The sequence below is a fragment of the Pelagibius sp. Alg239-R121 genome (assembly GCF_947331435.1).
GTDB lineage: Bacteria > Pseudomonadota > Alphaproteobacteria > Kiloniellales > Kiloniellaceae > Denitrobaculum.
Genome location: NZ_CAMZOF010000005.1, coordinates 204020 through 229625, shown reverse-complemented (window position 1 = coordinate 229625; position 25606 = coordinate 204020). Strand labels below are relative to the sequence as shown.

The following is a 25606-nucleotide window of genomic DNA, read 5'->3' as shown; positions in this document are numbered from 1 at the left end:
CGCTAATACAACCGGGTCAGCAGGCGCGGCGGTGCGCCCAGGCTGAAGAGCGTCAAAAGAGTAAGATTGCGCAGTGGCCTCATCCACCAGCCGTCCCGGCGGTAACGAGCCGCCGACGTCGTTGCTGTTGCAGGCAGGCAGAGAATACGCTTGCGCCCGATCCGCCGCACAATATCGACATCCTCCATGAGCGGATAGGAACTGAAGCCTCCCAGGTTCCGGTAAAACGCCTTGTGGATGAGGAGGCCCTGATCGCCATAAGGAAGTCCCAAAACACGGTTTCGCCATCGGGTTATCCGCTCAACCCGGCGCGCGCGCGGATCAGGATCATCGAGCGCAAACTGGAAGACTGCGGCCCGTTTCTGATTGGCAGGCTCTTGAATGAAAGCCGTGACCACCTGTTCCCAGGCATCTTCCAACAGAGTGTCTGCATGCAGAAACAACAGCCATTCACCACGTGCTTGCTCGCCACCAATCGCCAGCTGCCCGCCGCGGCTGGCAGGCGCCTCCAGAACGCGAGCGTTCAACGATGCCGCCACAGCCGTTGTCGCATCATTAGAGCCGCCGTCGACAACGATGACCTCCAGCGCGAGCGAACCTTCACCCGGCGTGTTGAGCGCCGCGATTGTCCGCCGAAGTGCGTCACCCGAGTTCAAGGTCGGGATCACAACTGAGAGAGGCGCCGTCATTCCGCTTATGCCACATAGTCATTGCGTCCTTCCGGCTTTATCCTGCGCAACACCTTTTGTCCACTCTCCGGACCTTGCTTCCTGTCACATCACCGTTAGTTTGTTCGCGATCAACCATCCTGGAAAAACATGACCGTCACAGCCCACCTTCCCGCCCTCCTCGCCAAACTCCAGGAAGTCGACGGCTTTTCAACAACGAACCTGCAGTCGCTGCGGCCACTCGAAGTTAAGGGCCTTGCCCATGATCACGTCGAGGTTGCGGACCATGGCGTTCTGCTGCGAGTCCCCAAGCAGAGCCAATTCGCGATGGCCGCATCCGACAATCTGTCATATCAGGCCGCCTGCTTTCGAAGGGTGAGCGAGTCAGGACATGCCCCGAAACTCGAGGCCGTTATCGAACCCTGTGAGAGCGTTCCCATGGGCGCGCTGCTGGTCGAAATGATCGACGGGCGACCACCGTCACTGCCGAAAGACCTGGGCGCAATGGCGGAATGCATGGCCAAGGTGCACGCCCTCGAATTGCCCGATTCTGAAAATCGGCCACCACTCGCCAATCACCGCGATCCAGTCGCCGGCGCCATGGCGGAAATCGGACAGCAGGCTGAATTCCTGGACAGTGCCGAGCTGTCGGACAAAGCCCGCCGGGAGATCGAGGAAGAACTGGCCTGGGCTCGTGATTTTGCCAGCGACTGCCGGGATCGCCTCCAGCCGCAGACCTTGGTTCTAACCGATACCCATCCCGGTAATTTTCTGATCGATAAAGAAGGCCGCGCCATCATCGTCGATCTCGAAAAAGCGCTGTACGGATCACCGGGGACCGATCTCGCCCACGCCACGATCTATTCCTCGACCACCTGGGACACGGACGTCTGGGCCGATCTCTCAATCGATGAGGTCGCCGGCTATTACCAGCGTTACCTGGAGACCATACCTGACGGGCTCGCAGAATCGCTGCGGCCCTGGATGGTCCCGTTGCGGCGGATCACCATGCTGCGCGCTATCACCTGGTGCGCCAAATGGCGGGTCCTGCAAAACCGCAGCCGGACCCACGACAAGCACAAGGCAGCTTCAACCGAAGACTGGTCGGCAGAAAACAACACAGCAGAGCTGATCGCACACGTCGCTGGACGCGTCGACGAGTATCTGCAGGCCGAAACCCTGCAGCGCATGCGTGCCGAATGGTTAGGAACACCGTCTCTTTACGATTTTCTGTAGCCCTGGCACCAAACTTCGTACAGAGTTCGCGCTCCAAAAATCAACTTCGGCCTATGGGTGGAAGTCGAACGAGAATCGGCATTAATCACAAAGAGACCGCAAAGCATGGCAACACTTCTTGCACGCAATGCGGCCCTCCTGGCCACTTTCGGTCCCGAAAACACCGAAATAAACAACGGCGGGCTTTTCATTCGAGATGGCGTCATTGAGGCGCTCGGGCCAACGGAAGATTTGCCGGAAACGGCCGACAGGGTGATCAATTTAAGCGGTCACGTCGTACTTCCGGGACTGATCAACACCCACCATCATCTATATCAGACCCTCACACGCGTAATTCCCGCTGCGCAGGATGCTTTGCTGTTCGACTGGCTCAAGGCTCTCTATCCGCTTTGGGGACGCTTGACCCCCTCCGCTGTAAAGACTGCGACGCAAACGGGAATCGCCGAGCTATTGCTGTCCGGCTGCACTGCGACCAGCGACCATCTTTACCTATTCCCCAACGGTGTACGTCTCGACGATACGATCGAGGCGGCATTGGAAACCGGTATCCGCTTTCACGCCACCCGCGGCAGTATGAGCATTGGAGAATCCAAAGGCGGCTTGCCACCGGACTTCCTGGTCGAAGAGGAAACCGACATCCTGCGTGACTGTCAGCGTGTCGTGGAGAGTTTTCACGATGCCTCCGACTACGCGCATATCCAGGTTGCGCTTGCCCCCTGCTCACCCTTTTCGGTCAGCCGGGATCTGATGCGCGAAACCGCCGTGATGGCACGCAGTTACGGTGTCAGACTACACACGCATTTGGCGGAGAACGCACAGGATATCATCTATTCCGAGGAAAATTTCGGCCAGCGACCAGGAGACTATGCCGAAGCCTTGGGCTGGGTCGGTGACGACGTCTGGCATGCCCACTGCGTTCAACTGGATGAGAGCGAAATCCAGCTCTTTGCGCGGACCGGTACGGCCATTGCGCACTGCCCCTGTTCGAACATGCGCCTCGGATCGGGAATTGCTCCGCTCCGCCGCATGCTGGATGCCGGTGTGCCGGTCGGATTAGGAGTGGACGGATCCGCCTCTAACGACGGCGCTGATCTGCTCGGTGAGGCGCGCCAGGCGATGCTTTTGCAGCGGGTACGCGAAGGGGCAGCAGGTCTAAGCGCCCGCGAGGCGCTCAAAGTCGCGACCGCGGGCGGCGCCCGTGCCCTGGGTCGTCGAGACCTGGGATATCTGGCCCCCGGCATGGCCGGTGACTTCGCGGCTTTTTCGACTGAAAGCACTGCAATGGCGGGGGCAGGCAGCGATCCACTGGCTGCGCTGGTCTTCTGCGGGCCGCATCGGGCCAGCTACACAGTGATTGGCGGTCGTGTCGTCGTCGATCAGGGTGAGATAACATCACTTCACCTGCCCAACCTGCTTCAAAAGCACCGGGCAGCCGCAGCAGATCTCCTGCGGGACGAAGCTCGTTAGGAGACGGGCTCCAGGCGCAGGACGGAACCTTCTGAATCGTCGATCAGCAAATAGAGGAAACCGTCCGGGCCCTGCCGTACATCGCGCACCCGCTCGTCTAAATCGACCAGCAGGCGTTCCTGATGCACGACCCGCGTGCCCACCAGTTCCATGCGAACCAACGCGCGGGCCGAGAGGCCGCCCGCGAAGAGATTTCCGCTCCATTTTGGGAAGGCGTCGCCATTGTAGAAGGACAAACCTGAGGGCGATATCGAGGGGACCCAATAGGTGGCAGGCTGGGTCATGCCGGCTTTTTCAGTTCCTTCGCCAATCGAAAATCCGGCATAGCTGCGGCCGTAGGTAATCACCGGCCAACCATAGTTGGCTCCCGCTTCGATCACGTTCAGTTCGTCGCCGCCGCGCGGTCCGTGCTCGACGGCCCAGATTCGGCCTGTATCCGGCTGTAAAGCCAGACCCTGTGGGTTTCGATGGCCCCAAGAATAGATCTCCGGTCTGGCCGATGCGTTACCAGTAAAAGGATTGTTTTCAGGCACTCTGCCTTCAGGCGTCACACGGATCACCTTGCCGGCGTGGTCGTTCAGGTCCTGAGCCCGGTCGGGGTCACCTCGCTCACCGGACGTGATATAGAGCAGTCCGTCGGCACCGAACAACAAGCGGGATCCAAAATGCCGCCCACCGCCTGACTTGCGCGCAACTGCGAAGATCTTTTCGACATCGACCAGCCGTTCGTTTTCCAGACGTCCGCGTACGACTACCGTGCCGGCACCACCGTCGCCCTCTCCCGAGTACGAAAGGTAAATTAGACGGTTCTCTTGGAACGCGGGATGCAGCGCAACGTCCAGTAGACCGCCTTGCCCGTCTTCGACCACATCAGGCACTCCGGGAATCACGCTCGGTGCTTCGCCCTCCTTAATAATATTCAGGCGTCCAGGCCGCTCTGTCACCAGCATCGAACCGTCAGGCAGAAAAGCCAGACCCCAAGGGTGTTCAAGTTCTTCAGCCAGCGTAACGATTCGAAAGTCGTGCTTCTCGCTTTCGATAGTGTCCGCGGCGACCGGACCATAAAAAATCGTCGCAGCCACGATGATGCCAACTGAGGCAGACGTAACAGACAGCCGTTTGGTCCCGCGCCCACCCAAAAAACCCGCTCGCATGTTCAAAAGCCCTCCAAGCATCACCTGTTTAAGCAAAACAGCAGAACTTTCGATATAGTATCAAACTGTGGAATGACCAGAGAGCCGGCTCTTTGCGGCGGATCGCATTCCGCTCAGGAAAATGCTGCGAAATTATTCCTCTGGAATGCCATCCAGACGAAACTGCCACCAGCTCAGAAGACAATCGCCATAGTCCGGGCTTACGATCCCGTCCAGAAGGAAACGCGCCTTGATCCGCGACTGAACGACGAGCAGGGGCTGATCAGAAGCCTCTACCATGTCGGCTTCAATCCAATCGCATGGGCTGAAACTCTCGTAGCGGAAAAAAGTGGCTGCCGCCGCAATCGCGAGCAGCCCAACAACAACTACGAGATACTTCATTCCCTATTGATCCCAATTCCGTTAGGCGAAACAGCGTACTTAACAGATCTACCGTTAAGAGTCTGGTCCTGAATTGAAATCCGCTGTCTACAGCAAAACCTCCATCCAGCTGTACTGCCCTTCGAAGCTTGCGATCAGGGTTGAACCCTGTTGCCTTACGGCGCTGTCAGCCTGCAAAGAACCAGATTTCATCAATCCGAGGGTTTGAAATCATAAGCAATTAGCGACTGCCATTTAATCAAGGCAGAGGCCAAACCCATATTGCGCATCTAGAACGGGAACGGTCAGTGACAGGAATTCCACATCATCATCAAACTTTTGCAACAATGCCGAGAAGCAAAACTATATCGAATGCCTGTGAACAGTAATTTTTTTGAGCAACGATTTCCTTACGCTTCCTTAGTTTCGCGAAGTACAAATTATCAACTATAAGTAAATAATAATTAATGCTGCTTTGTAGAATGTGTGCATTTTGTTATGATCGGTCCACTATTCTTTGCCATCGAGGAGATTTCCTCGCCGGGGACGATTGAGATCATGAACCTGCCAATGACTAGCTTCGACCAAGCTGAGTTACTTGCGGTTGCAAATAAAGTCCCCGCACCAATTGCCAGTCCTACTGCACACCTATGTTGCCGCATCGACACCGGGCAGCCACGCGGCTCGGTGATGCACTGGGCATCTATGCTCTGACGGGCAACATCGATGAACACAAGTGAACGGCATAACGGAGGGCGCACGAAGTCGAGCGACGAACTGCCCTCGAATCGTCCAATTACTCAATGACCGCTAACATTATGACAGTGGTTTGTGTCACGACCCCACGCGGCTGAAAAAAGTCGTTCTGCGAAAAACACATGACTCCGAATATGTGCGAAGCATTGACGCGGAAGATACAAAGTGGCGAGGAATCCGGGAGTGGAGAAGGATGACGCAACAGCGATTACTTGTCGTCGATGACGACCCGGACTTCTGCGAATACGTACGTACGGTGGCTGAGCAGAAAAACTACACTGTAGAGACGATCCAAAATCCTCTCGATTTTAAGGAACTGTTTCAATCCTTCAATCCGGCCGTGATTGTTCTGGACCTTGTGATGCCCGAAATGGACGGAATCGAGATTATTCGCTGGCTCGCATCCAAGGATCGCCCGGTCCATGTCGTGCTGGTGACCGGTTACGACCCGCGTTACGTTTTGATGGCCGACAAGCTCGCTATGGACCGTTCGGAAAACCTGAAAATAAGTCCGATCGAGAAGCCGCTCCATGTCAACACTTTAGTCCGCATTCTGCAACAGCCGAACAATTGAACACACTAAAGCATATAGGGCAGCTATGGCACTAATTCTAAAGCTGCTCCGCATGCAGGGTCTTGCTCCAAATGTAATCCTGGTTGAGCCCGGTCAGGAGCTAAAATATTCGCTGATCCGGCTTCGGCCGATGTGACATCTGTGTCATGAGCGAAGATGCTCGTCCTCACAAACTTTGGCAGGGACATATTATAAATGTCGCGAGAGCCGCCGATGGAGAACCACCCTATGTCGTCCGGTAGTATGCCCGAACTTCCACCTGCAATGCTCGAGCCTCAAACGGGTCCCGCTTGGAACCAGGGCATCTCATTTAAACTGGCACGAACGTCAATAATCATCGCATTTATGCTGGGACTTGTTCTGAGCTCGGTTCAAGTTGCACACGATTATTACAATCAAATCGGCGACCTTAACATTGTGGTTCAACGCATTCTGCGTGTAGCCAAGGCACCGGCTCGGAGGGCTGCTTACGAACTGAACGGTCGTTTAGCTCAAGAGGTGGTGGACGGCTTGCTCGAGTACGACTTTGTAGTGAACGCGGCAATCGTCGAAGTCTCGTCCGGGGTTATGGCAGAAAAGTCGCGCCCGAAAACCGAAAACGATTCGGGCTGGATGCTGTCCACTCTATTTCACGGTACTTTGGAATACTCCGAAGCATTGCTCGATGCACCTCTGCTTCAGGATAACGAGCCCACACCCATCGGCCATTTAGAATTGACCGTTGATCGATTAGTTGCGCTGGATCCGTTTTTTCATCGATCAACTCTGGTCATCATTTCTGGTGTCGTTCGCAGCATGATATTGGCGGGTCTTCTGTGGGCAGTATTCTACTTCCTGATCAGTCGGTCGCTGGTCGAACTCGTAACCAACATGAGACGCATCGACCCAGAGGCACCGAAGGAAATCAATCTTTCAACTTACACAGCGCACAAGGGAGACGAAATTGCCCTCCTGACCGAATCTTTCAATGCTTTGTTGAACATGATCGACATGCACCTGCAAAAGGTAAATATGTCGGAACGAGCACTTAAGGAAAGCGAATCGCGTTTTAGAGATGTCGCCGAAGCCGCTTCGGACTGGTTTTGGGAGACCGATCGCGATGGACGGTTTTCTTATGTATCCGACCGTTTTTTTTCGATTGTGGGAATAGAGCAGGAAGACTTTATTGGAAGGTCGCCGGCGGTACTAGAGAACCCCGAGACATCAGAGACCGGCTGGCTTGAATTCAGCCACATCGTCGTCCGGAATTGGCCGTTCCGTGATCACCGATGTCGTAAAATGGGTTCCAAAGGTCAGTCGCACTGGTTCACGATCAGTGGAAAACCGACCTTTGATGAGACCGGTGCGCTCAGCGGTTATCGGGGTACAGGCAGCGACATTACCAACGAAACCAATTCTGAAAATCGCATGCGCCAAGCACAAAAGATGGAAGCAGTCGGGCAACTCACGGGAGGAATAGCCCACGATTTTAACAATTTACTCGCCGTGATCTTGGGCAATTTGGAACTGCTGTTGGAGCAATGGCAAGGCAAGGATTCACGTCGTGACCTGATCACGCGTGCGCTTGGCGCTGTTGAACGGGGTGCGAGTTTGACTCAACGCCTCCTCGCATTCTCGAGAAAGCAGCCTCTCGATCCAAGTCCAGTCAATGCGAACAGCCTCGTTGCTGGAATGGACGACTTAATTCGGCGGACACTCGGCGAGCACATTGAGATTGAACTGGTTACTGCAGGAGGACTATGGCTTTGTGACGTCGATGGTTCTCAACTTGAGAATGCTCTGCTCAATCTGGCCATCAATGCTAGGGACGCGATGCCCGACGGAGGTAAGCTGACCATCGAGACAGGAAATGCCCGACTTGACGATGATTATGCGGATCAGGCAGTCGACCTACAGCCCGGCCAATATGTGTTGGTAGCAGTGACTGATACAGGCTGCGGGATGCCTCAAGACATTCTGGATCATATTTTCGAGCCCTTCTTCACGACAAAGGAAATTGGCAAAGGAAGCGGTCTAGGATTGAGCATGGTTTATGGCTTTGCCAAACAATCTGGAGGGCATCTCACGACCTATAGCGAGGTAGGTGAAGGCACAACATTCAAGCTCTACCTGCCACGATCTCAAGCCTCCAAAACGTTAGACCTGCGAGATGCTGCTGAAGACTTTGCCTCCTTGGTCGGTAACGAAAGAGTCCTTGTCGTCGAAGACGACGTCGAAGTTCGCCGGCTAACCACAACAATCCTGTCAAATTCAGGTTATCGAGTGACCGCGGCTTCAAATGGTCAGGAAGCGCTCAACTTGCTTGACTCGGGATTCACTCCTGAACTTCTGCTGACCGATGCCGTGCTTCCGGGTGGAATGAGCGGCGGTGAACTTGCCGGTGAAATGAAGCAGCGGATCCCCACGCTACGGATATTGTTCATGTCCGGCTATACAGAGAACTCCATCGTCCATCGCGGGCGTTTGGATCCCAATACAAATTTGCTGCAGAAACCTTTTCGAAAACGCGACCTTTTAAGAAAAATCCGGAGCGCGTTGGAACACTCAATCTAGACAATAATCATCATCTCTAAGCAAGCTAACCAAGTATGCTACGATAGCATAAACAACAAAGGTAACATCAGTGTAGCTCGCTCAATTTAAGGCGCGAGCCAGACACATTCGCAGAGCCCCTCACTCGTCAACGAACAGGGGCAGAATATAGCGAGATTGCCAGTAAAGGTGCCGCCCACATAAAGGAAAAACACAAATGATCTGGTCTTCAAGAAAGGCATTGTGGTGTGTTTGTGTGTTACTAATGTCCACGACAGCGCACGCTGAACAGTTGACGTTCACCACCGGTGACTGGCGACCCTATATTTTTGAGGAAAACGGAACCGTAGATCCGAAGATGTCGGGTTTCAGCGTCGAAATCGTCAACTCTGTCTTCGCTAATTTAGGTCACCAAGTTATCTATAAGACCGCTCCCTTTCTTCGCCAGATCCAAGAGGTCGAAAGGGGTAAATTTACGGCGTTGGTCGGTGTGTATCAGGAGGAAGCCCCCAATCTTGTTTTTCCTAAAGAACCGATTGGAATGACCCGTAATTGCTTCTACACAAAACCCGAACAAACTTGGCAATACGAAAACCTGAAAAGCCTTCCCTCTGTCAGATTCGCGACAATTAGCGGATACGTATATGGAGAAATTGACGACTACGTAGAAGCCAACGATGAAAGAGTAATCAAACTCACCGGCCGCGAATCGGAGATGATGATGCGGTTAACCGAATTGGTGGATATCGACCGAGTGGCGGCGTTTGTACAGGATGTCGCAGTGGCAGAATATTTTTTCAAGATCAAAGGATTGGAGGGCCGCTATAAAAAGGCGGGGTGCTTGCCGTTCATTGAAACCATGATTGGATTTTCTCCTAAAGATCCTCGCACTGCAGACTTTGTTCCGGAATTTGATATTCAGGTGGCAAAGCTGCGCGACTCTGGAGAAATGGAAAGGATCCTGAACAAATATGGCGTTACCGATTGGAAGTAAGGATTATTGGCTCATAAACCGGTGGGCTGACATCGCCCGCTGTCAGCCAAAAGGATAAGGAAATCTGTGGGATTGTACCCTCAGATGGCTGACGACTGACATTCGGCCAGGAAAGTTACCGGCCTTAAAAGAAGACCTTGTCGCAAACCAAAAGGCGTTGAAGGACACCCGCGGACGACGCCTCGTCCCCAATAAGTTACTTTTTCATCAGGCAAGATTAGAACCAGTAGTCTCAACTGCTCACATTATTCGCGCCTGATATCATCCACAGCCGTTATCTTTTTGTGCTTCAAGCCTATTGAGCCATCAAATTGATTCCAAATGAAAAGATCATGATCTAGACTCACCCAATGCAGGATCACGTCGGCGACATCACCGGAATAGCAATCGTTGCCGTCGCGGCACTCGCTTTTGGAATTGGTATGCGGCGGCTCGGTCAGCCGGCGGTTCTTGGTTACATCCTTGCCGGAGCCATCTTGGGACCATCAGCCGTTGGGGTCGTTGAAAACCGCGACGCAATCCGAACGCTTGCGGAGCTTGGTGTTCTGACCCTGCTTTTTGCCATTGGCATGGAGCTTTCGCTCCGCGGTATTCGCGAAGTCTGGAAAGTCGCGCTGATTACCACGCTTCTGCAGATTACCGTGGGATTGGGCGGGATGTTCGCGCTGGGCGCTTTCCTGGGGTGGTCCTACGAGTTAAGCGTCGTTATCGGCTTTGTGGTCGCCCTGTCGAGCACTGCGGTCGCGGTCAAAATGCTTGAGGAAATCGGCGAGCTGCGAACGCGTGTCGGCCAGGTCACCATAGGAATTCTGGTCGCACAGGACCTTGCGGTGGTGCCCATGATGTTGATCGTCGGATCCTTCGGCGGCGACACGGGGCTAGGGCTCGACGCCATCATCAAGGTTGTTCTGTCAATCGCGTTCCTGGCACTCCTGATCGTTTATCTCAGTCGCCGGCAGAGAATCCGCCTTCCTTTCGTCAAATCGATTGGCGGTGACGTCGACTTGACCCCTCTGGCCAGTCTGGCATTTTGTTTTGGCGCAGCCGCACTCTCGGGTCTGATGGGTCTTTCGCCGGCGTATGGCGCTTTTCTGGCTGGACTGGTGATCGGCAATTCGACCAGCCGCCGAGTCCTGCACCGCCACACTGCACCGATCCAAAGCATCCTGCTGATGGTGTTTTTTCTCTCGATAGGATTGCTGATCGACTTCAATTACTTGATCGATAACATCGGGACGGTGCTGCTGATCGTCACGTTCGTTGCGATCTTCAAGACTGCGCTAAATATCATTTTAATAGGTGTTTTGGGCGAAAACTGGCCGCGCGCATTTCTTTCAGGGGCGTTGCTGGCCCAGCTTGGAGAATTTTCCTTCATTCTGGCGGCGCTTGGCCTTCGGTCCGGCGCCTTGACCGATGAAGATCACCGCCTCATTGTCGCGGTCACGGTGGTGTCGCTGCTGGGCAGCCCTTTCTGGCTCGAATCAGCCCGCCGGCTGCATCGGATCACCCTTCTGGGGATTACCTCCGGACGCGAAACCGTGCGTCTGACCTATGGCAAGGAGCTCTTGGCCCTGTTCAAATCGACCCGCCGGGCCGAGCATGCGATGATCAATATGGCCAGCGGCGCGACTCGTTGGGTCGGCGACATCACACCACGCAGGGAACGTCCCAGGGGGGTGCGGGGCTCGGAAGACCAGGATCGGCCACCGAGAGATTGAGATCGGGACAGCAGTGAAAAGCCCGCCCCATTGACTCCAACGATCCAAAGCGAAGATTTCAACAGCGGAACAAGCCTGTGGCCGAGAACAGCATCCGGCAAGACCAACTCAATGCAGCCAAGTCATCGCATCGCAGCGGCGACCTGAAAGCTGCGCTTGCGGGTTATCGCAGTTGCTTGAAGGCGGCGCCGCAACAGCTGGAAATCTGTAACCTTGCCGCAGAAGCCGCATTCGGCTTGAAGGACTTCGAAACGGCCGCCGAATTGCTAGGACGAGTTGCCAGGGCGCAGCCGAAAAACGCCCAAGCCCAGTTCAACCACGGCATCGCCTGTAAGGAACTTGGAGACCTCACGGCGGCGATGGCGGCGCTCCAGCATGCAGTCCGGATCAAATCCGACTATGCAGCGGCGCAATTCCAACTTGGCGTAGTCAGAACCAGCCTGGGTTACCGTGATCAGGCGGTCGAAGCCTATCGCCGAGCCATTGATCTGGAACCCGGCAATGTTGAAGCCCTCTCAAACTGTGCCGTCGTCCTGAAGGACCTGCGCCGCTTCAACGATTCTCTCGCGCTGTACCGCCGTGCGATCGCACTCCAGCCCAAGCACGCCGGTCTCAATTACAACTTCGGCCTCGCGCTCGAGATGACCGATCGTATCGAGCACGCTGCGGCAGCCTTTCGAACGGCCATCGAGATCAATCCGAACCTCACTCTCGCTCACTCAAGCCTGGCACGCTGTTTGGGTCGACTGGGCCAGCATGACGACTCGATCAGAAGCTACCGCATTGCACTCGCTCAGAAGCCCACCTCGGCCGATCTGGAATCGAAACTCGGCCTGGCTCTTCAGGCGACTGCTGCTTTCGAGGAGGGCGTTGCGGCCCACCAGCGTGCGATCACACTAGCGCCGGACTCAGAAGTCTGTTTCTGCGCGCTTGGCGAGACCCTGACTGCCGCCGGACGTTACGAAGAAGCCCTCGAGGCCTTTGATCGCGCAATCACATTGAAGCCCGATTATCACGAAGCTATTTCGAAGAAAGGGCTCGCACTCGAAGAACTTGGCCGTGCTTCTGAGATCGTCGACGATCTGAAGCTGGCTTTGGAGAAGCAGCCAGATGCCGCCGATCTTGCCATGAGTCTGGCGCGTGGTCTTTTGCAAAGCGGGAATGCATCTGGCGCGATCGATGTCTGTGATCGCTGTCTGGAACACCATCCCGGATTAACGACAGCACTGGCTTATCGAGCCTTGGCGCTACACGAGGCAGGACGAGTGGAGGATAGCCGCGCTCTCGTCGATCTCGAAGGCCTCATTCTGCCGCTGGTCATTCCCAAACCGGCAGGCTTCCCAAGCATGAATGCGTTCAACACCGCCTTGACTGAACACATCCTTGCCCATCCCACATTAATGCGCGATCCACCGGGACACGCCACAAAGGCCGGCCGACACACCGGGGAGCTCTTGATTGAACCCAAAGGCCCGGTTGCCGAGTTGGAGAAGGCGATCAACAGCGCCGCGCGGCTCTATATGCAGCAGCATCCCAAGATCATCGGCCACCCGTTTCTCGAGCGCCAACCCAAACGCTGGACTCTGAATGTCTGGTCAGTCGTGCTGGAGGCACAGGGCCATCAGATCCCCCATATTCATCCCGCTGCCTGGCTCAGTGGCGTGTACTACGCCAAAATTCCCGAGATCGTGACGCGCTCGGGCAATAACCACGCCGGCTGGATCGAATTTGGCGAACCGGCCGCGAACTTAAACTGTAAAGCCCAACCCGAATTGCGTGACGTGCAGCCCGAGGAGGGTCTGATGGTGCTGTTTCCAGCCTACTTCTATCACCGGACCCTGCCATTCGAGACCGAAGGAACCCGGATCAGCATCGCCTTCGATATTCTGCCCTTCAGCGAGAGCTGAACCGCAATGCCTGATTTTTCGTTTGAACAGGAATTGGTCCGAGAACTCGGGAACAACAATGCCAAGCTACGGATCATCGGTGTAGATGAAGTCGGGCGCGGCCCCTGGGCCGGACCCGTGGTCGCTGCGGCGGCTTGGCTGGATCAGGAGACCCTGCCCCAGGACCTTGCCAACCGTCTCGATGATTCAAAGAAGCTATCCAAGCGGGCGCGCGAAGAGATCTTTGACAGAATCCACGAACTTGCGTCCTCGGGAAAGGCGATAGTCGCGCTGGGGCGGGCGGAGGTCGAAGAGATCGACAGTCTCAATATTCTCGGAGCGAGTCTTCTGGCCATGTCCCGGGCTGTCGAACAACTCCCCTTTGTCCCGCACGGCGCTTTGGTCGATGGCAACAAACTGCCCGATCTACCCTGTCCCGCACGCAGCGTGATTAAGGGTGACGGCCGCAGCTTGAGCATCGCCGCTGCCTCGATTGTCGCAAAGGTTACCCGCGATCGTCACATGGCCGAGCTTGCCCTCAACCATCCGGGATATGGCTGGGAACGCAATCAGGGTTATGGCACCGCGGAGCATCGCGCAGGTATCGCACGTCTTGGAATCACAGCTGCTCACAGACGTTCTTTTAGACCAATCCGTGAAGCAGAGTAATTAACCATTTGAGACTCAAGACTCTTGACGCCGAGTCTCTGGTGACTCAGGATGCGGTTTTTCGGACGGAGTATTGGTCGGGTGGAACTGGACGTCGTAAAAGTCGGTGACTGCGTAAAGCTCATGAATGACTTGCCGGAAGGTTCGGTCGACATGATTTTCGCAGACCCCCCCTACAACCTTCAGCTCGCTGGCGATCTGGTGCGTCCTGACAATTCGAAGGTCGATGCGGTCGACGACGACTGGGACAAGTTCGACAGCTTCAAGATCTACGACCGCTTTACCCGTGACTGGCTGCGAGCGGCGCGCCGGATCCTAAAGGATAACGGGACGCTCTGGGTGATCGGCAGCTATCACAACATCTTCCGTGTCGGCGCCAGCCTGCAGGATCTGGACTACTGGATCCTGAACGACGTCATCTGGCGCAAGTCCAACCCTATGCCGAATTTCCGCGGTCGCCGTTTCACCAACGCCCACGAGACCATGATCTGGGCCGTAAAGGACAAGGACGCTCGCTACACCTTCAACTACGAAGCCATGAAAGCCCTGAACGATGATTTGCAGATGCGCAGCGATTGGCTGATTCCGATCTGCACGGGGCATGAGCGGCTAAGGGACGAAGCCGGCGAGAAAGCCCATCCGACCCAGAAACCTGAGGCACTCCTGCACAGGGTGATCCTGTCATCGACCAAACCGGGCGAGATCATTCTGGACCCCTTTTTCGGCAGCGGGACCACCGGCGCGGTCGCGCGGCGCCTGGGCCGGCGCTTCATCGGGCTGGACCGGGACGAAAACTACGCACGGCTGGCCCGCAAGCGCGTTTCACAAGTTAAACCGGTCGACGACGTTAATCTGGTGGACACCCCCTCAAAGCGCGAACAGCCCCGCATCCCATTCGGTTGGCTGGTCGAGCGCGGTCTCCTGGAACCGGGCACTATGCTTTACGGGCCCGGCAAGCGTTTCAATGCGAAAGTGCGAGCCGACGGCACTCTGATCACCCGCGACTTCAAGGGTTCTATCCATCAGGTGGGCGCACACGTTCAAGGCGCGCCCGCGTGCAACGGCTGGCAATTTTGGAACATCAATGTCGAGGGCAAGCTCTTGCCGATCGACGTGTTGCGGCAGAAACTGCGTTCGGAGATGAACTGACCGGCGCTGGGCCGGGGCCCGGGATCGGGGCAGGACCGGGGCATGAGCCCACCCGGAAATGCAGGCCGCACCAAAGGGAAAAGCGATGCTTCAGGACAGTTCCAAAGCTGAACGAATGGAGGCTATCGCCCTTGTCACCCTGCGGCTGGGGCTAGCGTGGTTCCTCTTTGTCTGGGCAGTCAACAAGCTCCTGGCACCGGTTCAGTATCAAAAGATCTGGGGATATTTCCACGGCATCGAGATCGGCGCCACGCTGCCATACATTATGGGCACGGCCCAGATCATCATCTGTCTTGCAATCGCCATCGGCCTCTGGAGAAAGTACAGCTACGCGCTCGGCTTTGTCATGCACGCCGTCACTGTGGCCGTCATTTTGCCGGGACTGCTCGCGCCCTTCGTGATCGAGAACGGTTTTCCGACCAATCGCAACCAATCGATTGCCGTCGCCGCGCTCGCCGGCTTTGCGGCGCTTTGGTTGCTGCGCCATCGGGATCACTGGTCGCTGGATGTCTGGCTGGCTAAAAAAAACGAACATGACATCAGCCTCTCATGATAGGAACGAGAGGCTGATGATTGCGTCAAACTGGTTCAGTGAAAGATGACCTTGCTTCAGATCAGTGTTCGACGACCTTGCGGTAGAGATGCCAGGTCGAGTGCCCCAACACCGGCATGACCACGGCGAGCCCGACAAAGAACGGAATGGACCCGACAACCAATGATCCCGCAACGATCATTCCCCATACCGCCATGGTTACGGGGTTAACGGTCACCGCCTTGATCGAAGTTTGAATCGCCACGACCGCACCGACATCTCTGTCGAGCAGCATCGGGAACGAGACAACACTGATAGCCAGAACTGCGACGGCAAAGCAGAATCCCACACCGCAACCGACGACGATCAGTGTCCATCCAGCTGATGTCGTAAGCACCTGACTGATGAACTGACCCACGGACTCCGGAGCGACACCGCCAAAAGCCAGCTCATATATCGCCAACGCTGTGGCCAGCCACACAAGGAAGATAACCATCAGGAGGGCGCCGAGCGCGATGATTGATCCAATTGACGGCGAGTGGCGAATATCGAATGCATTTTTCCAGGCGACTTCAAGTCCCTTCTCCCGGCGACGGCTCAGTTCATACAAACCGATCGCTGCCAGCGGTCCAATCAAGGCAAAACCCGAAATAAGCGGGAAGACGAGAGGTAAAATATCGTAGCCGGCCGCGAGGCGGGCCGACAGGACACCAACAATAGGATAAATGAGAACGAGAAGAACAATGTGGCTAGGCTTCTCTTTGAAATCACTGAGACCTTTTGCCAAGACTTCCTTGAGATCAACCACCTGGATATTACGGACAACCGGATGGTCTGCGGCGGCCTCCCGGTCAGCAAGCGCCCCTGTTTTAGCCATATTCATCCCTCCTGAACCTTAGAGCGCGAACCTTCTTGATTAACTCAATCACGGACAGGATTCGCCCTCTAACTCATTGAACGAGAGGCTGATTCGCGTTTTTTGGTTCAAAAAACGATCAGACTCTAGGCTCAAGCGGAAGCGGCACTTGATGGAATACACGGCGCGGCCAGTTCGACCGCCGATCAGAGAGGAGCACCCAGTTAAGATGCTGATCAGAGAGGGGCGGTCAGTCCGGCCAAAGTCGAGGGCCGCTATCCGCTTATCTAAACCAACTCTATGCTGAATATTCGAATTTGTCACCTCACCTCTGATTTATCGATCACTTCAGACTATTGCGCGCAGACAGCTTGATTGCTTTGACAAATCTTAAATCCCGCGGTCCAACTCTATGATCTGGAATCTGATCGTTTTCAGAGACTTTGACGAAAAATTTCAGACTCTAGAAATTCAATGCACCATCGATTATCGCGGCAACGAGCAGCAGTCCGAGTTGTACAAAGGACGCACGAAAGTTCGCCCTGGCGGCTTTCGGACCTGGCTCACGCACCAGTTCGACGCTTTTGATGATGAAATAGCTGCCACCCGCCACAGCACCGGCGAGATACACATACCCCATCCCAAAAAACACCGGCAGCAGGGAGAATCCGGCGAGTGCGACCGTATGCGCCAGGATGATCCACGCGGCGGTCGCATCACCGACGACAACCGGCAACATCGGAACGCCGGCGCGTGCGTAGTCCTCGCGAAGCACGGTTGCCAAGCTCCAGAAGTGCGGCGGCGTCCAAAGGAATAGAACAAGAGCGAGAATAATCGAACTCGCCGCAAGATGCGGTGTCACCGCAGCCGCGCCTGCCAGAACAGCAAAGCTACCCGCCAGGCCGCCGATCACAATGTTCCAGACGCTACGTTGTTTGAGCCAGATCGTGTAAACTACTCCATAAAAAAATGCGCCCAGAAAAACATAGAGCGCGACATGAGCGTTTAGGACCCAAGCGGCAAGAGCGACCGAGAAGACTAAAATCCCAACAATGCAGGAAAGCCAAGCCCAGCCGGTCTTGAATACCCCGGTTACGAAAGGCCGATTGCGCGTCCGATGCATGCGTGCATCAAGATCACGCTCAGCATATTGATTGAAAGCGCCCGCGCTTGCCGACGAAAGAAAGACCGCGAAGGCTAGGACCGCAATCTCCTCCGGCGACAACGAAGTGCCCGGAGTCGCCGCCATACCCGCAATCGCACAGAGGGTAATAGCTACGCCGATGCGCAGCTTGAAGACATTTGAAATCCGCCTCAGCGCTGTGACCATCAGATCGACCACCACTCACCGTTCGGACCTGAATTGGCTTGATATTCCCGCCAATCGCTGTCCGTCTTTTCGTTGCATGGTAACACAAAGCGAGCGAAGGATCGACAGGACGGCGCAACGAGCGAGTCCAAACAATGATCAGCGCCCAAGATTCGAAATAACGAATTGTCTTTATTGCAAAAAAACTAATGTTCGAGTTCATCTGGACTTGATCGAATTTTGAGTGGCATGCGACCGGACAGGATCTGTGCGCCTATCCTTTGTGCTCAAAATACCTGCAAAATACTCAAAGGAATCGCACTCTGTATTTTGGAGTCGAATGATCAAATTCGTAGACTTCTATTTATCCAAAAAGTCATCAAAGATCATGATCACAATCAACCTAGAAAAATCGACTCGAAACTCAGCGCCTAGACCAATTTGAATATTTGCCCTACTATAGGACCCAGAGCCTAAAATTCAGTTCGTTGGTATTCGTGTCTTGTAACGTTGGGCGTGGGGACTTGTGCGAATGGTTGTGGCAGTCATACTGATTCTGATCGTTGTCGGTTCAGTCGTATTTCATTTCATGAGTCCCTGGTGGTGGACGCCAATTGCGTCCAACTGGGGTTACATAGACGACACGATCATCATTACCTTTTGGATTACCGGCACCGTTTTTGTCGCCGTCATCCTCTTCATGGCTTACTGTGTGCTCAAGTTCCAGCACAAGGAAGGCCGCCGTGCGACCTACGAACCGGAAAACAAGAAGCTGGAATGGTGGCTGACCGGGCTCACCGCAATTGGTGTCGCTGGCATGCTGGCCCCGGGCCTCTTCGTGTGGAATCAGTATGTTTCGGTTCCCGAAGACGCAGACGTCGTCGAAGTTTTGGGGCAGCAGTGGCAGTGGAGCTATCGCTATCCTGGAGAAGACGGCGTACTGGGCACGTCTGACGCCCGCTTGATCGATTCAGATAATCCTTTCGGCGTAAATCCGAACGACCCCAACGGCCAAGACGATATCCTTGTGGAAGGTGACGATCTGCATCTGCCGATCGACCGCCCAGTGAAGATGCTGCTCCGTTCGATCGACGTCCTGCATGATTTTTACGTGCCGCAGTTCCGCGCCAAGATGGATCTTGTGCCCGGCGCGGTAACATTTTTCTGGCTGACTCCGACACGCACCGGCGCATTCGATATCCTCTGCGCAGAACTCTGCGGGACCGGCCACCACATCATGCGTGGCACAGTCATAGTCGACAACGCGGCCGAATACGACGAATGGATGTCCGAGCAAGAAACCTTTGCTGAGCTGGCGGCTCGCGCGAAGGCTGAAGAAAAACAGCAAGCCGGACTCGGCACGCCAACCGGGGATGGCTTTGAGAAAAAGGTTAGTTTGGTTGTGAACGAGGATACCGCGAAACCCATCCAGTAAAGCCTAACAAAAACAAGCGAAGAGGGTGTTTTGATGGCCAATATCGCACCTACCGATGCTGGTTACGTGCCGCCTGCTGAAGTCGAAGATACCGAACTTCACGATCCGCAGAGCTTCATTACCAAGTACATTTGGAGCCAGGATCACAAGGTCATAGCGATCCAGTATTCTATGACGGCGCTCGCTGTCGGAATGGTGGCGCTGGTGTTGTCCTGGCTGATGCGCTTGCAGCTGGGTTTCCCGGAAACCTTTTCCTTCATCGATGAGGCAGATTACTACCAGTTCATCACCATGCATGGGATGATCATGGTGATTTACCTGCTGACCGCGCTCTTCCTCGGCGGATTCGGCAACTACCTCATACCGCTGATGGTCGGCGCGCGGGACATGGTTTTCCCCTATCTCAATATGTTGAGTTTCTGGGTCTACCTGCTGGCCGTTCTGGTGTTGATGGCGAGCTTCTTCGTGCCGGGAGGACCCACCGGTGCCGGGTGGACCCTCTATCCACCCCAAGCCATTCTCTCGGGTACGCCTGGCCAAGAATACGGCATCGTCCTGATGCTGGCATCGCTGGTGATCTTCATCGTCGCCTTCACAATGGGCGGGCTGAATTACGTAACCACCGCACTGCAGGGTCGGACACGTGGCATGACCCTGATGCGCCTGCCTTTAACGGTCTGGGGTATCGTTACTGCATCAATCCTCGGTCTACTGGCTTTTCCCGCCCTCTTCGTCGGCGGCGTCATGATGCTGCTCGACAAGGTACTGGGCACAAGCTTTTTCATGCCGACCATTGTCGAGCTGGGTGAGCAACTCGAATACGGCGGCGGAAGCCCGCTGCTGTTTCAGCACCTTTTCTGGTTCTTTGGTCACCCGGAAGTCTACATCGTTGCCCTGCCGGCTTTCGGGATTGTCTCCGATCTGCTCGCGACCCATGCCAGGAAAAGCATCTTCGGGTACCGCATGATGGTCTGGGCGATACTCGCGATCGGCGGACTGAGCTTCGTCGTCTGGGCTCACCACATGTTCGTCAGCGGTATGAACCCTTACTTTGGATTCTTCTTTGCCACGACGACGCTGATCATCGCGGTGCCCACGGCCATCAAAGTCTACAACTGGGTACTCACGCTGTGGCAAGCCGACATACATTTGACACTGCCGATGCTGTTTTCGATCGGCTTTATCGTCACCTTCGTGAATGGCGGTATCACCGGATTGTTCCTGGGTAATGTCGTTGTCGATGTTCCGCTATCGGATACCATGTTCGTCGTCGCGCACTTTCACATGGTGATGGGCGTGGCCCCGATCCTAGTGATCTTCGGTGCGATTTATCATTGGTATCCGCTGATGACCGGGCGCATGCTGAACGAGGGGATGGGCCAGTTCCATTTCTGGGTGACCTTCCTGGGCGCCTATCTCATCTATTTTCCGATGCACTATCTGGGTTTCATCGGTGTTCCGCGCCGATACTACGAACTCGGCGACACCACCTTCATTCCAGAATCGGCAGAAACCCTGAACGCCTTTATCACCGTGGCCGCATTGGTTGTTGGCTTCGCACAACTGGTATTTCTGTACAACATGATTCACAGCTTCATGAAAGGCAGGAAATCGTCACAGAACCCGTGGAGTTCGGCCAGCCTGGAATGGCAGACACCTCAAAAACCGCCCGTGCACGGCAACTGGGGGCCAAGTCTTCCAATCGTCTACCGCTGGGCCTACGACTACAGTGTGCCGGGTGCCGGGCGTGATTACGTGCCGCAAAACCTGCCACCTGACCAGGTCGGCGACACCGACGATCCACAGCCTATCGGCGGAGGGCCCGTCCCAGCCGGACAGGCAGCTGGCGTGATGGAAGCGAACAAGTGACGATCTTTCACCAGATTGTTGACAAACCCTGGCTCCCGCTATCGGATCAGGTTGAGCAACTTCACAGCGGCAGATCCTTTCATCTGCCGCAGAAGAAGCTTGCTCTCCGGTTCTTCTTTGCGGTCGGCACGGTCATATTCTCGCTGCTGACGGTGTCTTATGCCGAGCGCATGGCTTACGAGGTCTGGCGGCCGCTGCCCGAGACCTGGTTGCTGTGGTCAAACGCGGCGGTCCTGCTGTTCAGTTCAGTCGCCTTTCAAAGGGCGACCGTTTGTGCGCGGCGCGGCGAGACACCCAGCGTTCAAAAAGCGCTCTACGCCGGTGGGTTTTTCACCCTTCTGTTTCTTGCCGGCCAACTGCTGTCCTGGCACCAGCTGCAGACGGGAAATGCGCTCGACCCAAGAAACCCGGCCAACGAATTTTTCATTCTGATCACCGGTCTGCACGGACTTCATCTACTGGGCGGGCTTGTGGTCTGGGGCCGGACCGTCCTCAAGCTGCGGCGTGGATCCAATCCGGCCGTCATCTGCCGAAGTGTAGAGCTCTGCACCGCGTACTGGCATTTTCTGTTCATTATCTGGCTGGCTCTGTTCGGCCTGTTGTTTTTCCCGGGGGGATCTTTACCGATCATTTGCCGGGCATTTTAAGCCTAACCCGCTGTCGCTGGTCTAAAGAGGATTAGAGCATATGGCACAGTCTGCGTCATCGAACACCGGAGCCGGCCTCACGCTTGAGGAAGGCTGGCAGGGCGCGGTCTCCGATTGGTCTTCGGATCAACGCGCCTTTAAGAAAGTTCCATGGGGCAAGGCGCTGATGTGGATCTTCCTGCTCAGCGACACCTTCGTCTTCAGTTGCTTCCTTATCGGCTATATGACCGTGCGCAATTCGACGACGGTGGCCTGGCCCAACCCGAGCGAGGTTTTTGCCCTTCACGTCGGCGGCGTCGAGGTTCCCCTGCTTCTGATCGCGATCATGACCTTCATCCTGATCAGCAGCAGCGGCACCATGGCCATGGCGGTGAATTTCGGTTATCGCCAAAATCGCAAGGTAACCTTTTACCTAATGTTCGCGACCGCATTGTTGGGATTGTCCTTCGTCGGTATGCAGGCTTTTGAGTGGACCAAGCTGATTGTCGAGGAAGGTGTGCGGCCCTGGGGCAATCCCTTCGGCGCCGCCCAATTCGGCTCAACCTTCTTCATGATCACGGGCTTTCACGGCCTGCATGTTTCGGGCGGCGTGATCTACCTGTTTTACATAGCCTTCAAGGTCCTGCGGGGCGACTGCGACAGGAAAGGCAACTACGAGATCGTCGAGATTGCCGGACTCTACTGGCACTTCGTAGACCTGGTCTGGGTCTTCATCTTCGCATTCTTCTATCTTTGGTAGGAAAGACACGTCATGGCCCACGCAGATGCTAAGCCGCAGGGAACGGCAACGACGGAAGGCCAACAGCATCCGATCGGCATATACTTCAAGATCTGGGGATTGTTGTTCGTCCTGAGCGCCTTGTCCTACATGGTCGATTACATGCAGTTCGAAGGCTATCTTAGGTGGTTCCTCATCCTCGTCTTCATGCTGCTGAAGGCCGGACTCATAATTGCCGTCTTTATGCATATGATTTGGGAACGTTTGGCGATCGTCTATGCGATCCTGGTGCCGCCTTCGGTCTTGCTTGTGTTCGTTGCGCTTATGACATTGGAATCCGACCATACCTGGTTTACGCGGATCACCTTCTTTGCACAGGGATCATAGCGAAGCACCGGTTACGCCGTCTGCTTCAAGGCCAGCTTGATGATCTTGCGCATGACGCTGGGCAGTGCCTCGTTTGCCAAACCTTCGAGCGGCACCCATTTGCTTTCGGGCAATGCCTCGGTATCACGGGCAACCTGACCGGCCCAGACGTCGATCTCGAAATGGAAATGTGTGAAGGTGTGCCGCACCATACCAGGCAGTTCGCGCCATTCTGCGGCGTAGGGTGAGTGACTCATGGCCTCGCCCTCGCTCCAGGTGTCTTCCCTCCAGGGAGTCGAGGGGATCTCCATCATTCCACCCAGCAATCCTTCGGGTGCACGACGCCGCAGAAGGATACTCCCGTCCGGCCGCTGAGCCCAGAAAGCCACAGCCCGACGGGTTGGGCGTTCGGGCTTTGGCGCCTTGCGCGGCAAGGTCTCTGCAATTCCTTCGGTCCGCGCCTGACAAGGCTCGGATAGCGGACAGAGCATGCACTTCGGCGATCTGGGCACACAGATCGTCGCGCCGAGATCCATCATAGCCTGGGCAAAATCACCCGGCCGTTCCTGCGGTGTCAGCGATGCCGCGCGACGCTTCATCTCCGGCTTTACGGCAGGCAATGGGTCGGCCAGAGCAAAGAGCCGCGAAATGACGCGCTCCACATTGCCGTCTACGACCGTGGCAGGCCGGTCAAACGCGATCGCCGCAATTGCCGCGGCCGTGTAGGGTCCGACACCAGGCAGCTTGAGCAGCCCGTCCTCGGTATCCGGGAAGCGTCCACCCAAGTCGTTCCTGATAAATCGGGCACACTTATGGAGATTACGAGCTCTGGCGTAGTAGCCGAGGCCGGCCCAGGCAGTCAAAACATCGTCGAGCGACGCAACCGCCAAATCCTCCACCCTAGGCCAACGCTCGGTGAAATTCCTGAAATAGGGCTCGACCGCAGCAACCGTGGTCTGCTGAAGCATAATTTCGCTGAGCCAGACTTTATAAGGGTCGGCCAGCTGGTTGTTCTGGCCGGGTTCGCCTTTGCGGGTGCCGGCGGCCTTACAGGGTGGAATGCGCCAAGGCAGCTCCCGTGCGTGAACGTCGTACCACCGCAAAAGCTTCGGCGCGAACATGGCGCCGTCTTGCCCTGCAGTCTTACGGAGCTTAATGGGCGTGGGTCCGGAATTGCTATCGCGTGTGGTGTTTGTCATACCCGGCACTATACTAACAAGAGACTTGTAGAAAACAGCCGTGCTGACCGCGCCACCTGCAACCGCTTAACTCAAAGAATCCTTACCCAAGAAAAGCCAAATGAACAGCAATCACAAGCAGGAAAGCGGCAAGGCAGGCGCGAAGCGGGCTGTTATGAAGGCCAAACGTCGTGGCGGCGCCCCCAAAGCCCTCGCTCAAGCTCTTCCCGCAATAACAAAAAAGATCCTCGGTAAGCGCGGGTTTGCTGAAGGCAGCCTTATCAATGATTGGAGCTCGATCGTCGGTGAGGATATCGCCCGCCGCTGCATTCCTAAGCATCTAGCCTTCAAGCGCAGCAGTGAGCGGCGCGAGGGAACGCTGACCTTACGGGTGGAAAGCGGCTTCGCAACCGAACTGGTTTACCTCGAACAGCAGCTCCTGGAGCGTATCAACGCGCATTTTGGCTATCGGGCTGTCGCCAGGTTCAAGTTGCAGCAAGGCCCCGTGCTCGACGGTGGGAAACAGCCCGGCCAAAGGGCCAAAATCCTGAGCGATACGGACAAATCTGCGCTGGAGGTGAAAGTCTCGGACATTGAGGACGAGGATCTGCGCAAGGCTCTTGCTGACCTCGGTGCAGCCGTTTTCGGCCGACCCCAAAAGTAACTTGAAGCCTCTAAATTTCATCGCCAAGACCATCGCGATCTAAGAGTCTTCAAACTTGGCAATTCGGACCCATTTCCAATTAAGTGACGCGGACTCGCAGATCTCTGCTGGACAGATGGCATGTGAACGCCCAAATACCGCCATATTGTCACGTTCGACTACGGCGGGGATCGTCCAAAACAGGACGCTTGTCGAATCGGATTGGCGTCACTAGCATACACAACATATGGTGGGTGGATGATGAATAGACGGAAGATACTGACGACGACGGCGGCCGTTTCTGCGCTTGCGGTGGGGAGTTCCTTTGGATTGCGGGTCTCTTCTGCCCGTGCAGAGGATGTTACGCTTTACGAAGACGACCGCATTATCGGCCAGGCGGATGCGCCGATTACGATCGTCGAATATGCATCTCTGACCTGCCCGCATTGTGCAGCCTTTCACGCCAACACCTATCCGGAGATCAAGAAGCAGTGGATTGACACCGGCAAAGCCAAGTTGGTGTTCCGCCACTTCCCACTCGACGGCCTTGGTTTGCGTGCCGCCGCCGTCAGTAACTGCCTCGAAGGCGACCGTCATTTCGGCTTTATCGAAATCCTGATGAAGTCCATGCAGCAATGGGCGCGATCTTCGGATCCGGTCAAGGCATTGGCGCAGATCTCGGCGCTTGCGGGCATCAATCAGGAACAGTTCGATAAGTGTTTCAACGATGAAGCTGAAATGAACAAGATTCTCGAGCGCCGGCAGGACGCAGCCAACACTTATAACGTCAATTCCACACCAAGTTTCTTGATCAATGGCCAACTCCAGAGCGGCGCGTTGGACTACAAGCGTTTTGACGAGCTTTTACAGAACGAGGCCTGATACTTAGG

23 protein-coding genes are annotated in these 25606 nt (G+C 55.5%); 17 read left to right on the top strand and 6 right to left on the bottom strand.

Annotated elements, in window-relative coordinates; translation table 11 throughout:
• Nucleotides 1–2 precede the first annotated feature (2 nt).
• Nucleotides 3–689 (bottom strand): TIGR04283 family arsenosugar biosynthesis glycosyltransferase, encoded by a 687-nt coding sequence (locus QMZ18_RS17430; protein ID WP_282607604.1) that lies wholly within the window; start codon nt 687–689, stop codon nt 3–5.
• A gap of 129 nt (nt 690–818) precedes the next feature.
• Between QMZ18_RS17430 and QMZ18_RS17425 the strand changes: the two genes are divergently transcribed.
• Both QMZ18_RS17425 and QMZ18_RS17420 read left to right on the top strand, forming a co-directional pair.
• Entirely contained in the window at nt 819–1904 is a 1086-nt protein-coding gene (locus QMZ18_RS17425) for an aminoglycoside phosphotransferase family protein (RefSeq protein WP_282607603.1), read from the top strand.
• A gap of 105 nt (nt 1905–2009) precedes the next feature.
• Nucleotides 2010–3371 carry an 8-oxoguanine deaminase gene (locus tag QMZ18_RS17420; protein WP_282607602.1) on the top strand — a complete coding sequence of 454 codons (1362 nt, stop codon included), beginning with the start codon at nt 2010–2012 and terminating at the stop codon, nt 3369–3371.
• Here the strand turns inward: QMZ18_RS17420 and QMZ18_RS17415 are convergent.
• The gene (locus QMZ18_RS17415; protein ID WP_282607601.1) at nt 3368–4525 is read right to left on the bottom strand and encodes a PQQ-dependent sugar dehydrogenase; all 1158 of its coding nucleotides are present in this window, start codon (nt 4523–4525) and stop codon (nt 3368–3370) included. The two genes, QMZ18_RS17420 and QMZ18_RS17415, sit on opposite strands and share 4 nt — an antisense overlap.
• A gap of 132 nt (nt 4526–4657) precedes the next feature.
• Nucleotides 4658–4906: a hypothetical protein gene (locus QMZ18_RS17410; RefSeq protein ID WP_282607600.1), complete on the bottom strand. Its 249-nt coding sequence runs from the start codon at nt 4904–4906 to the stop codon at nt 4658–4660.
• Nucleotides 4907–5834: 928 nt separating this feature from the next.
• On the opposite strand from QMZ18_RS17410, the gene QMZ18_RS17405 reads away from it, so the two are divergent.
• From QMZ18_RS17405 to QMZ18_RS17370, 8 genes are all read left to right on the top strand, one after another.
• On the top strand, nt 5835–6215 hold the full coding sequence (locus QMZ18_RS17405; RefSeq protein ID WP_282607599.1) for a response regulator: 381 nt from the start codon (nt 5835–5837) through the stop codon (nt 6213–6215).
• A gap of 228 nt (nt 6216–6443) precedes the next feature.
• On the top strand, nt 6444–8768 hold the full coding sequence (locus tag QMZ18_RS17400; protein ID WP_282607598.1) for an ATP-binding protein: 2325 nt from the start codon (nt 6444–6446) through the stop codon (nt 8766–8768).
• A gap of 196 nt (nt 8769–8964) precedes the next feature.
• Complete coding sequence (locus QMZ18_RS17395) at nt 8965–9741, top strand: ABC transporter substrate-binding protein (protein WP_282607597.1); 777 nt, start codon at nt 8965–8967, stop codon at nt 9739–9741.
• Nucleotides 9742–10091: 350 nt separating this feature from the next.
• On the top strand, nt 10092–11459 hold the full coding sequence (locus tag QMZ18_RS17390) for a cation:proton antiporter (protein WP_282607596.1): 1368 nt from the start codon (nt 10092–10094) through the stop codon (nt 11457–11459).
• 77 nt (nt 11460–11536) lie between these two features.
• Nucleotides 11537–13366, top strand: coding sequence for a tetratricopeptide repeat protein (locus QMZ18_RS17385; protein ID WP_282607595.1), 1830 nt, complete (start codon nt 11537–11539; stop codon nt 13364–13366).
• Between the two features lie 6 nt (nt 13367–13372).
• Nucleotides 13373–14014 (top strand): ribonuclease HII, encoded by a 642-nt coding sequence (locus QMZ18_RS17380; protein ID WP_282607594.1) that lies wholly within the window; start codon nt 13373–13375, stop codon nt 14012–14014.
• A 51-nt stretch (nt 14015–14065) separates the two neighbouring features.
• Nucleotides 14066–15163: a site-specific DNA-methyltransferase gene (locus QMZ18_RS17375; RefSeq protein WP_282607593.1), complete on the top strand. Its 1098-nt coding sequence runs from the start codon at nt 14066–14068 to the stop codon at nt 15161–15163.
• An 85-nt stretch (nt 15164–15248) separates the two neighbouring features.
• On the top strand, nt 15249–15716 hold the full coding sequence (locus tag QMZ18_RS17370) for a DoxX family membrane protein (protein WP_282607592.1): 468 nt from the start codon (nt 15249–15251) through the stop codon (nt 15714–15716).
• Between the two features lie 61 nt (nt 15717–15777).
• Here the strand turns inward: QMZ18_RS17370 and QMZ18_RS17365 are convergent, their stop codons facing one another.
• Both QMZ18_RS17365 and cyoE read right to left on the bottom strand, forming a co-directional pair.
• Nucleotides 15778–16578, bottom strand: a complete 801-nt coding sequence (locus tag QMZ18_RS17365; protein WP_322097226.1) for a DUF2189 domain-containing protein — start codon at nt 16576–16578, stop codon at nt 15778–15780.
• Between the two features lie 436 nt (nt 16579–17014).
• A complete protein-coding gene (gene cyoE, locus QMZ18_RS17360; RefSeq protein ID WP_282607591.1) occupies nt 17015–17881 on the bottom strand; it encodes a heme o synthase in 867 nt (288 codons plus the stop codon).
• Nucleotides 17882–18392: 511 nt separating this feature from the next.
• Here cyoE and QMZ18_RS17355 point away from each other — a divergent pair.
• The 5 genes from QMZ18_RS17355 to QMZ18_RS17335 are packed head-to-tail and all read left to right on the top strand — an operon-like array spanning nt 18393 to nt 22916.
• Nucleotides 18393–19295 carry a cytochrome c oxidase subunit II gene (locus tag QMZ18_RS17355; RefSeq protein ID WP_282607590.1) on the top strand — a complete coding sequence of 301 codons (903 nt, stop codon included), beginning with the start codon at nt 18393–18395 and terminating at the stop codon, nt 19293–19295.
• Nucleotides 19296–19328: 33 nt separating this feature from the next.
• The gene (locus tag QMZ18_RS17350) at nt 19329–21164 is read left to right on the top strand and encodes a cbb3-type cytochrome c oxidase subunit I (protein ID WP_282607589.1); all 1836 of its coding nucleotides are present in this window, start codon (nt 19329–19331) and stop codon (nt 21162–21164) included.
• The gene (locus QMZ18_RS17345; protein ID WP_282607588.1) at nt 21161–21811 is read left to right on the top strand and encodes a cytochrome c oxidase subunit 3; all 651 of its coding nucleotides are present in this window, start codon (nt 21161–21163) and stop codon (nt 21809–21811) included. Before QMZ18_RS17350 ends, QMZ18_RS17345 begins: the two co-directional genes overlap by 4 nt.
• Nucleotides 21812–21851: 40 nt before the next feature.
• Nucleotides 21852–22550: a heme-copper oxidase subunit III family protein gene (locus tag QMZ18_RS17340; protein ID WP_282607587.1), complete on the top strand. Its 699-nt coding sequence runs from the start codon at nt 21852–21854 to the stop codon at nt 22548–22550.
• 12 nt (nt 22551–22562) lie between these two features.
• Nucleotides 22563–22916, top strand: coding sequence for a cytochrome C oxidase subunit IV family protein (locus tag QMZ18_RS17335; protein WP_282607586.1), 354 nt, complete (start codon nt 22563–22565; stop codon nt 22914–22916).
• Between the two features lie 11 nt (nt 22917–22927).
• Here QMZ18_RS17335 and mutY read toward each other — a convergent pair whose 3' ends face one another.
• Nucleotides 22928–24016: an A/G-specific adenine glycosylase gene (gene mutY / locus QMZ18_RS17330; RefSeq protein ID WP_282607906.1), complete on the bottom strand. Its 1089-nt coding sequence runs from the start codon at nt 24014–24016 to the stop codon at nt 22928–22930.
• Between the two features lie 178 nt (nt 24017–24194).
• Between mutY and QMZ18_RS17325 the strand changes: the two genes are divergently transcribed.
• Nucleotides 24195–24737: a DUF721 domain-containing protein gene (locus QMZ18_RS17325; protein WP_282607585.1), complete on the top strand. Its 543-nt coding sequence runs from the start codon at nt 24195–24197 to the stop codon at nt 24735–24737.
• 237 nt (nt 24738–24974) lie between these two features.
• Complete coding sequence (locus QMZ18_RS17320) at nt 24975–25598, top strand: DsbA family protein (RefSeq protein WP_282607584.1); 624 nt, start codon at nt 24975–24977, stop codon at nt 25596–25598.
• Nucleotides 25599–25606 lie beyond the last annotated feature (8 nt).

Bases quoted from the DNA above. Each gene is read 5' to 3' on its own strand.
- QMZ18_RS17410 (WP_282607600.1), bottom strand. From the start codon at position 4,906: ATGAAGTATCTCGTAGTTGTTGTTGGGCTGCTCGCGATTGCGGCGGCA.
- QMZ18_RS17415 (WP_282607601.1), bottom strand. From the start codon at position 4,525: ATGCGAGCGGGTTTTTTGGGTGGGCGCGGGACCAAACGGCTGTCTGTT.
- QMZ18_RS17390 (WP_282607596.1), top strand. From the start codon at position 10,092: ATGCAGGATCACGTCGGCGACATCACCGGAATAGCAATCGTTGCCGTC.
- QMZ18_RS17320 (WP_282607584.1), top strand. From the start codon at position 24,975: ATGATGAATAGACGGAAGATACTGACGACGACGGCGGCCGTTTCTGCG.
- mutY (WP_282607906.1), bottom strand. From the start codon at position 24,016: ATGTTCGCGCCGAAGCTTTTGCGGTGGTACGACGTTCACGCACGGGAG.
- QMZ18_RS17400 (WP_282607598.1), top strand. From the start codon at position 6,444: ATGTCGTCCGGTAGTATGCCCGAACTTCCACCTGCAATGCTCGAGCCT.
- QMZ18_RS17405 (WP_282607599.1), top strand. From the start codon at position 5,835: ATGACGCAACAGCGATTACTTGTCGTCGATGACGACCCGGACTTCTGC.
- QMZ18_RS17335 (WP_282607586.1), top strand. From the start codon at position 22,563: ATGGCCCACGCAGATGCTAAGCCGCAGGGAACGGCAACGACGGAAGGC.
- QMZ18_RS17350 (WP_282607589.1), top strand. From the start codon at position 19,329: ATGGCCAATATCGCACCTACCGATGCTGGTTACGTGCCGCCTGCTGAA.
- QMZ18_RS17425 (WP_282607603.1), top strand. From the start codon at position 819: ATGACCGTCACAGCCCACCTTCCCGCCCTCCTCGCCAAACTCCAGGAA.
- QMZ18_RS17420 (WP_282607602.1), top strand. From the start codon at position 2,010: ATGGCAACACTTCTTGCACGCAATGCGGCCCTCCTGGCCACTTTCGGT.
- QMZ18_RS17375 (WP_282607593.1), top strand. From the start codon at position 14,066: ATGCGGTTTTTCGGACGGAGTATTGGTCGGGTGGAACTGGACGTCGTA.
- QMZ18_RS17380 (WP_282607594.1), top strand. From the start codon at position 13,373: ATGCCTGATTTTTCGTTTGAACAGGAATTGGTCCGAGAACTCGGGAAC.
- QMZ18_RS17370 (WP_282607592.1), top strand. From the start codon at position 15,249: ATGCTTCAGGACAGTTCCAAAGCTGAACGAATGGAGGCTATCGCCCTT.
- QMZ18_RS17430 (WP_282607604.1), bottom strand. From the start codon at position 689: ATGACGGCGCCTCTCTCAGTTGTGATCCCGACCTTGAACTCGGGTGAC.
- QMZ18_RS17355 (WP_282607590.1), top strand. From the start codon at position 18,393: ATGGTTGTGGCAGTCATACTGATTCTGATCGTTGTCGGTTCAGTCGTA.
- QMZ18_RS17365 (WP_322097226.1), bottom strand. From the start codon at position 16,578: ATGAATATGGCTAAAACAGGGGCGCTTGCTGACCGGGAGGCCGCCGCA.
- cyoE (WP_282607591.1), bottom strand. From the start codon at position 17,881: ATGGTCACAGCGCTGAGGCGGATTTCAAATGTCTTCAAGCTGCGCATC.
- QMZ18_RS17340 (WP_282607587.1), top strand. From the start codon at position 21,852: ATGGCACAGTCTGCGTCATCGAACACCGGAGCCGGCCTCACGCTTGAG.
- QMZ18_RS17395 (WP_282607597.1), top strand. From the start codon at position 8,965: ATGATCTGGTCTTCAAGAAAGGCATTGTGGTGTGTTTGTGTGTTACTA.
- QMZ18_RS17325 (WP_282607585.1), top strand. From the start codon at position 24,195: ATGAACAGCAATCACAAGCAGGAAAGCGGCAAGGCAGGCGCGAAGCGG.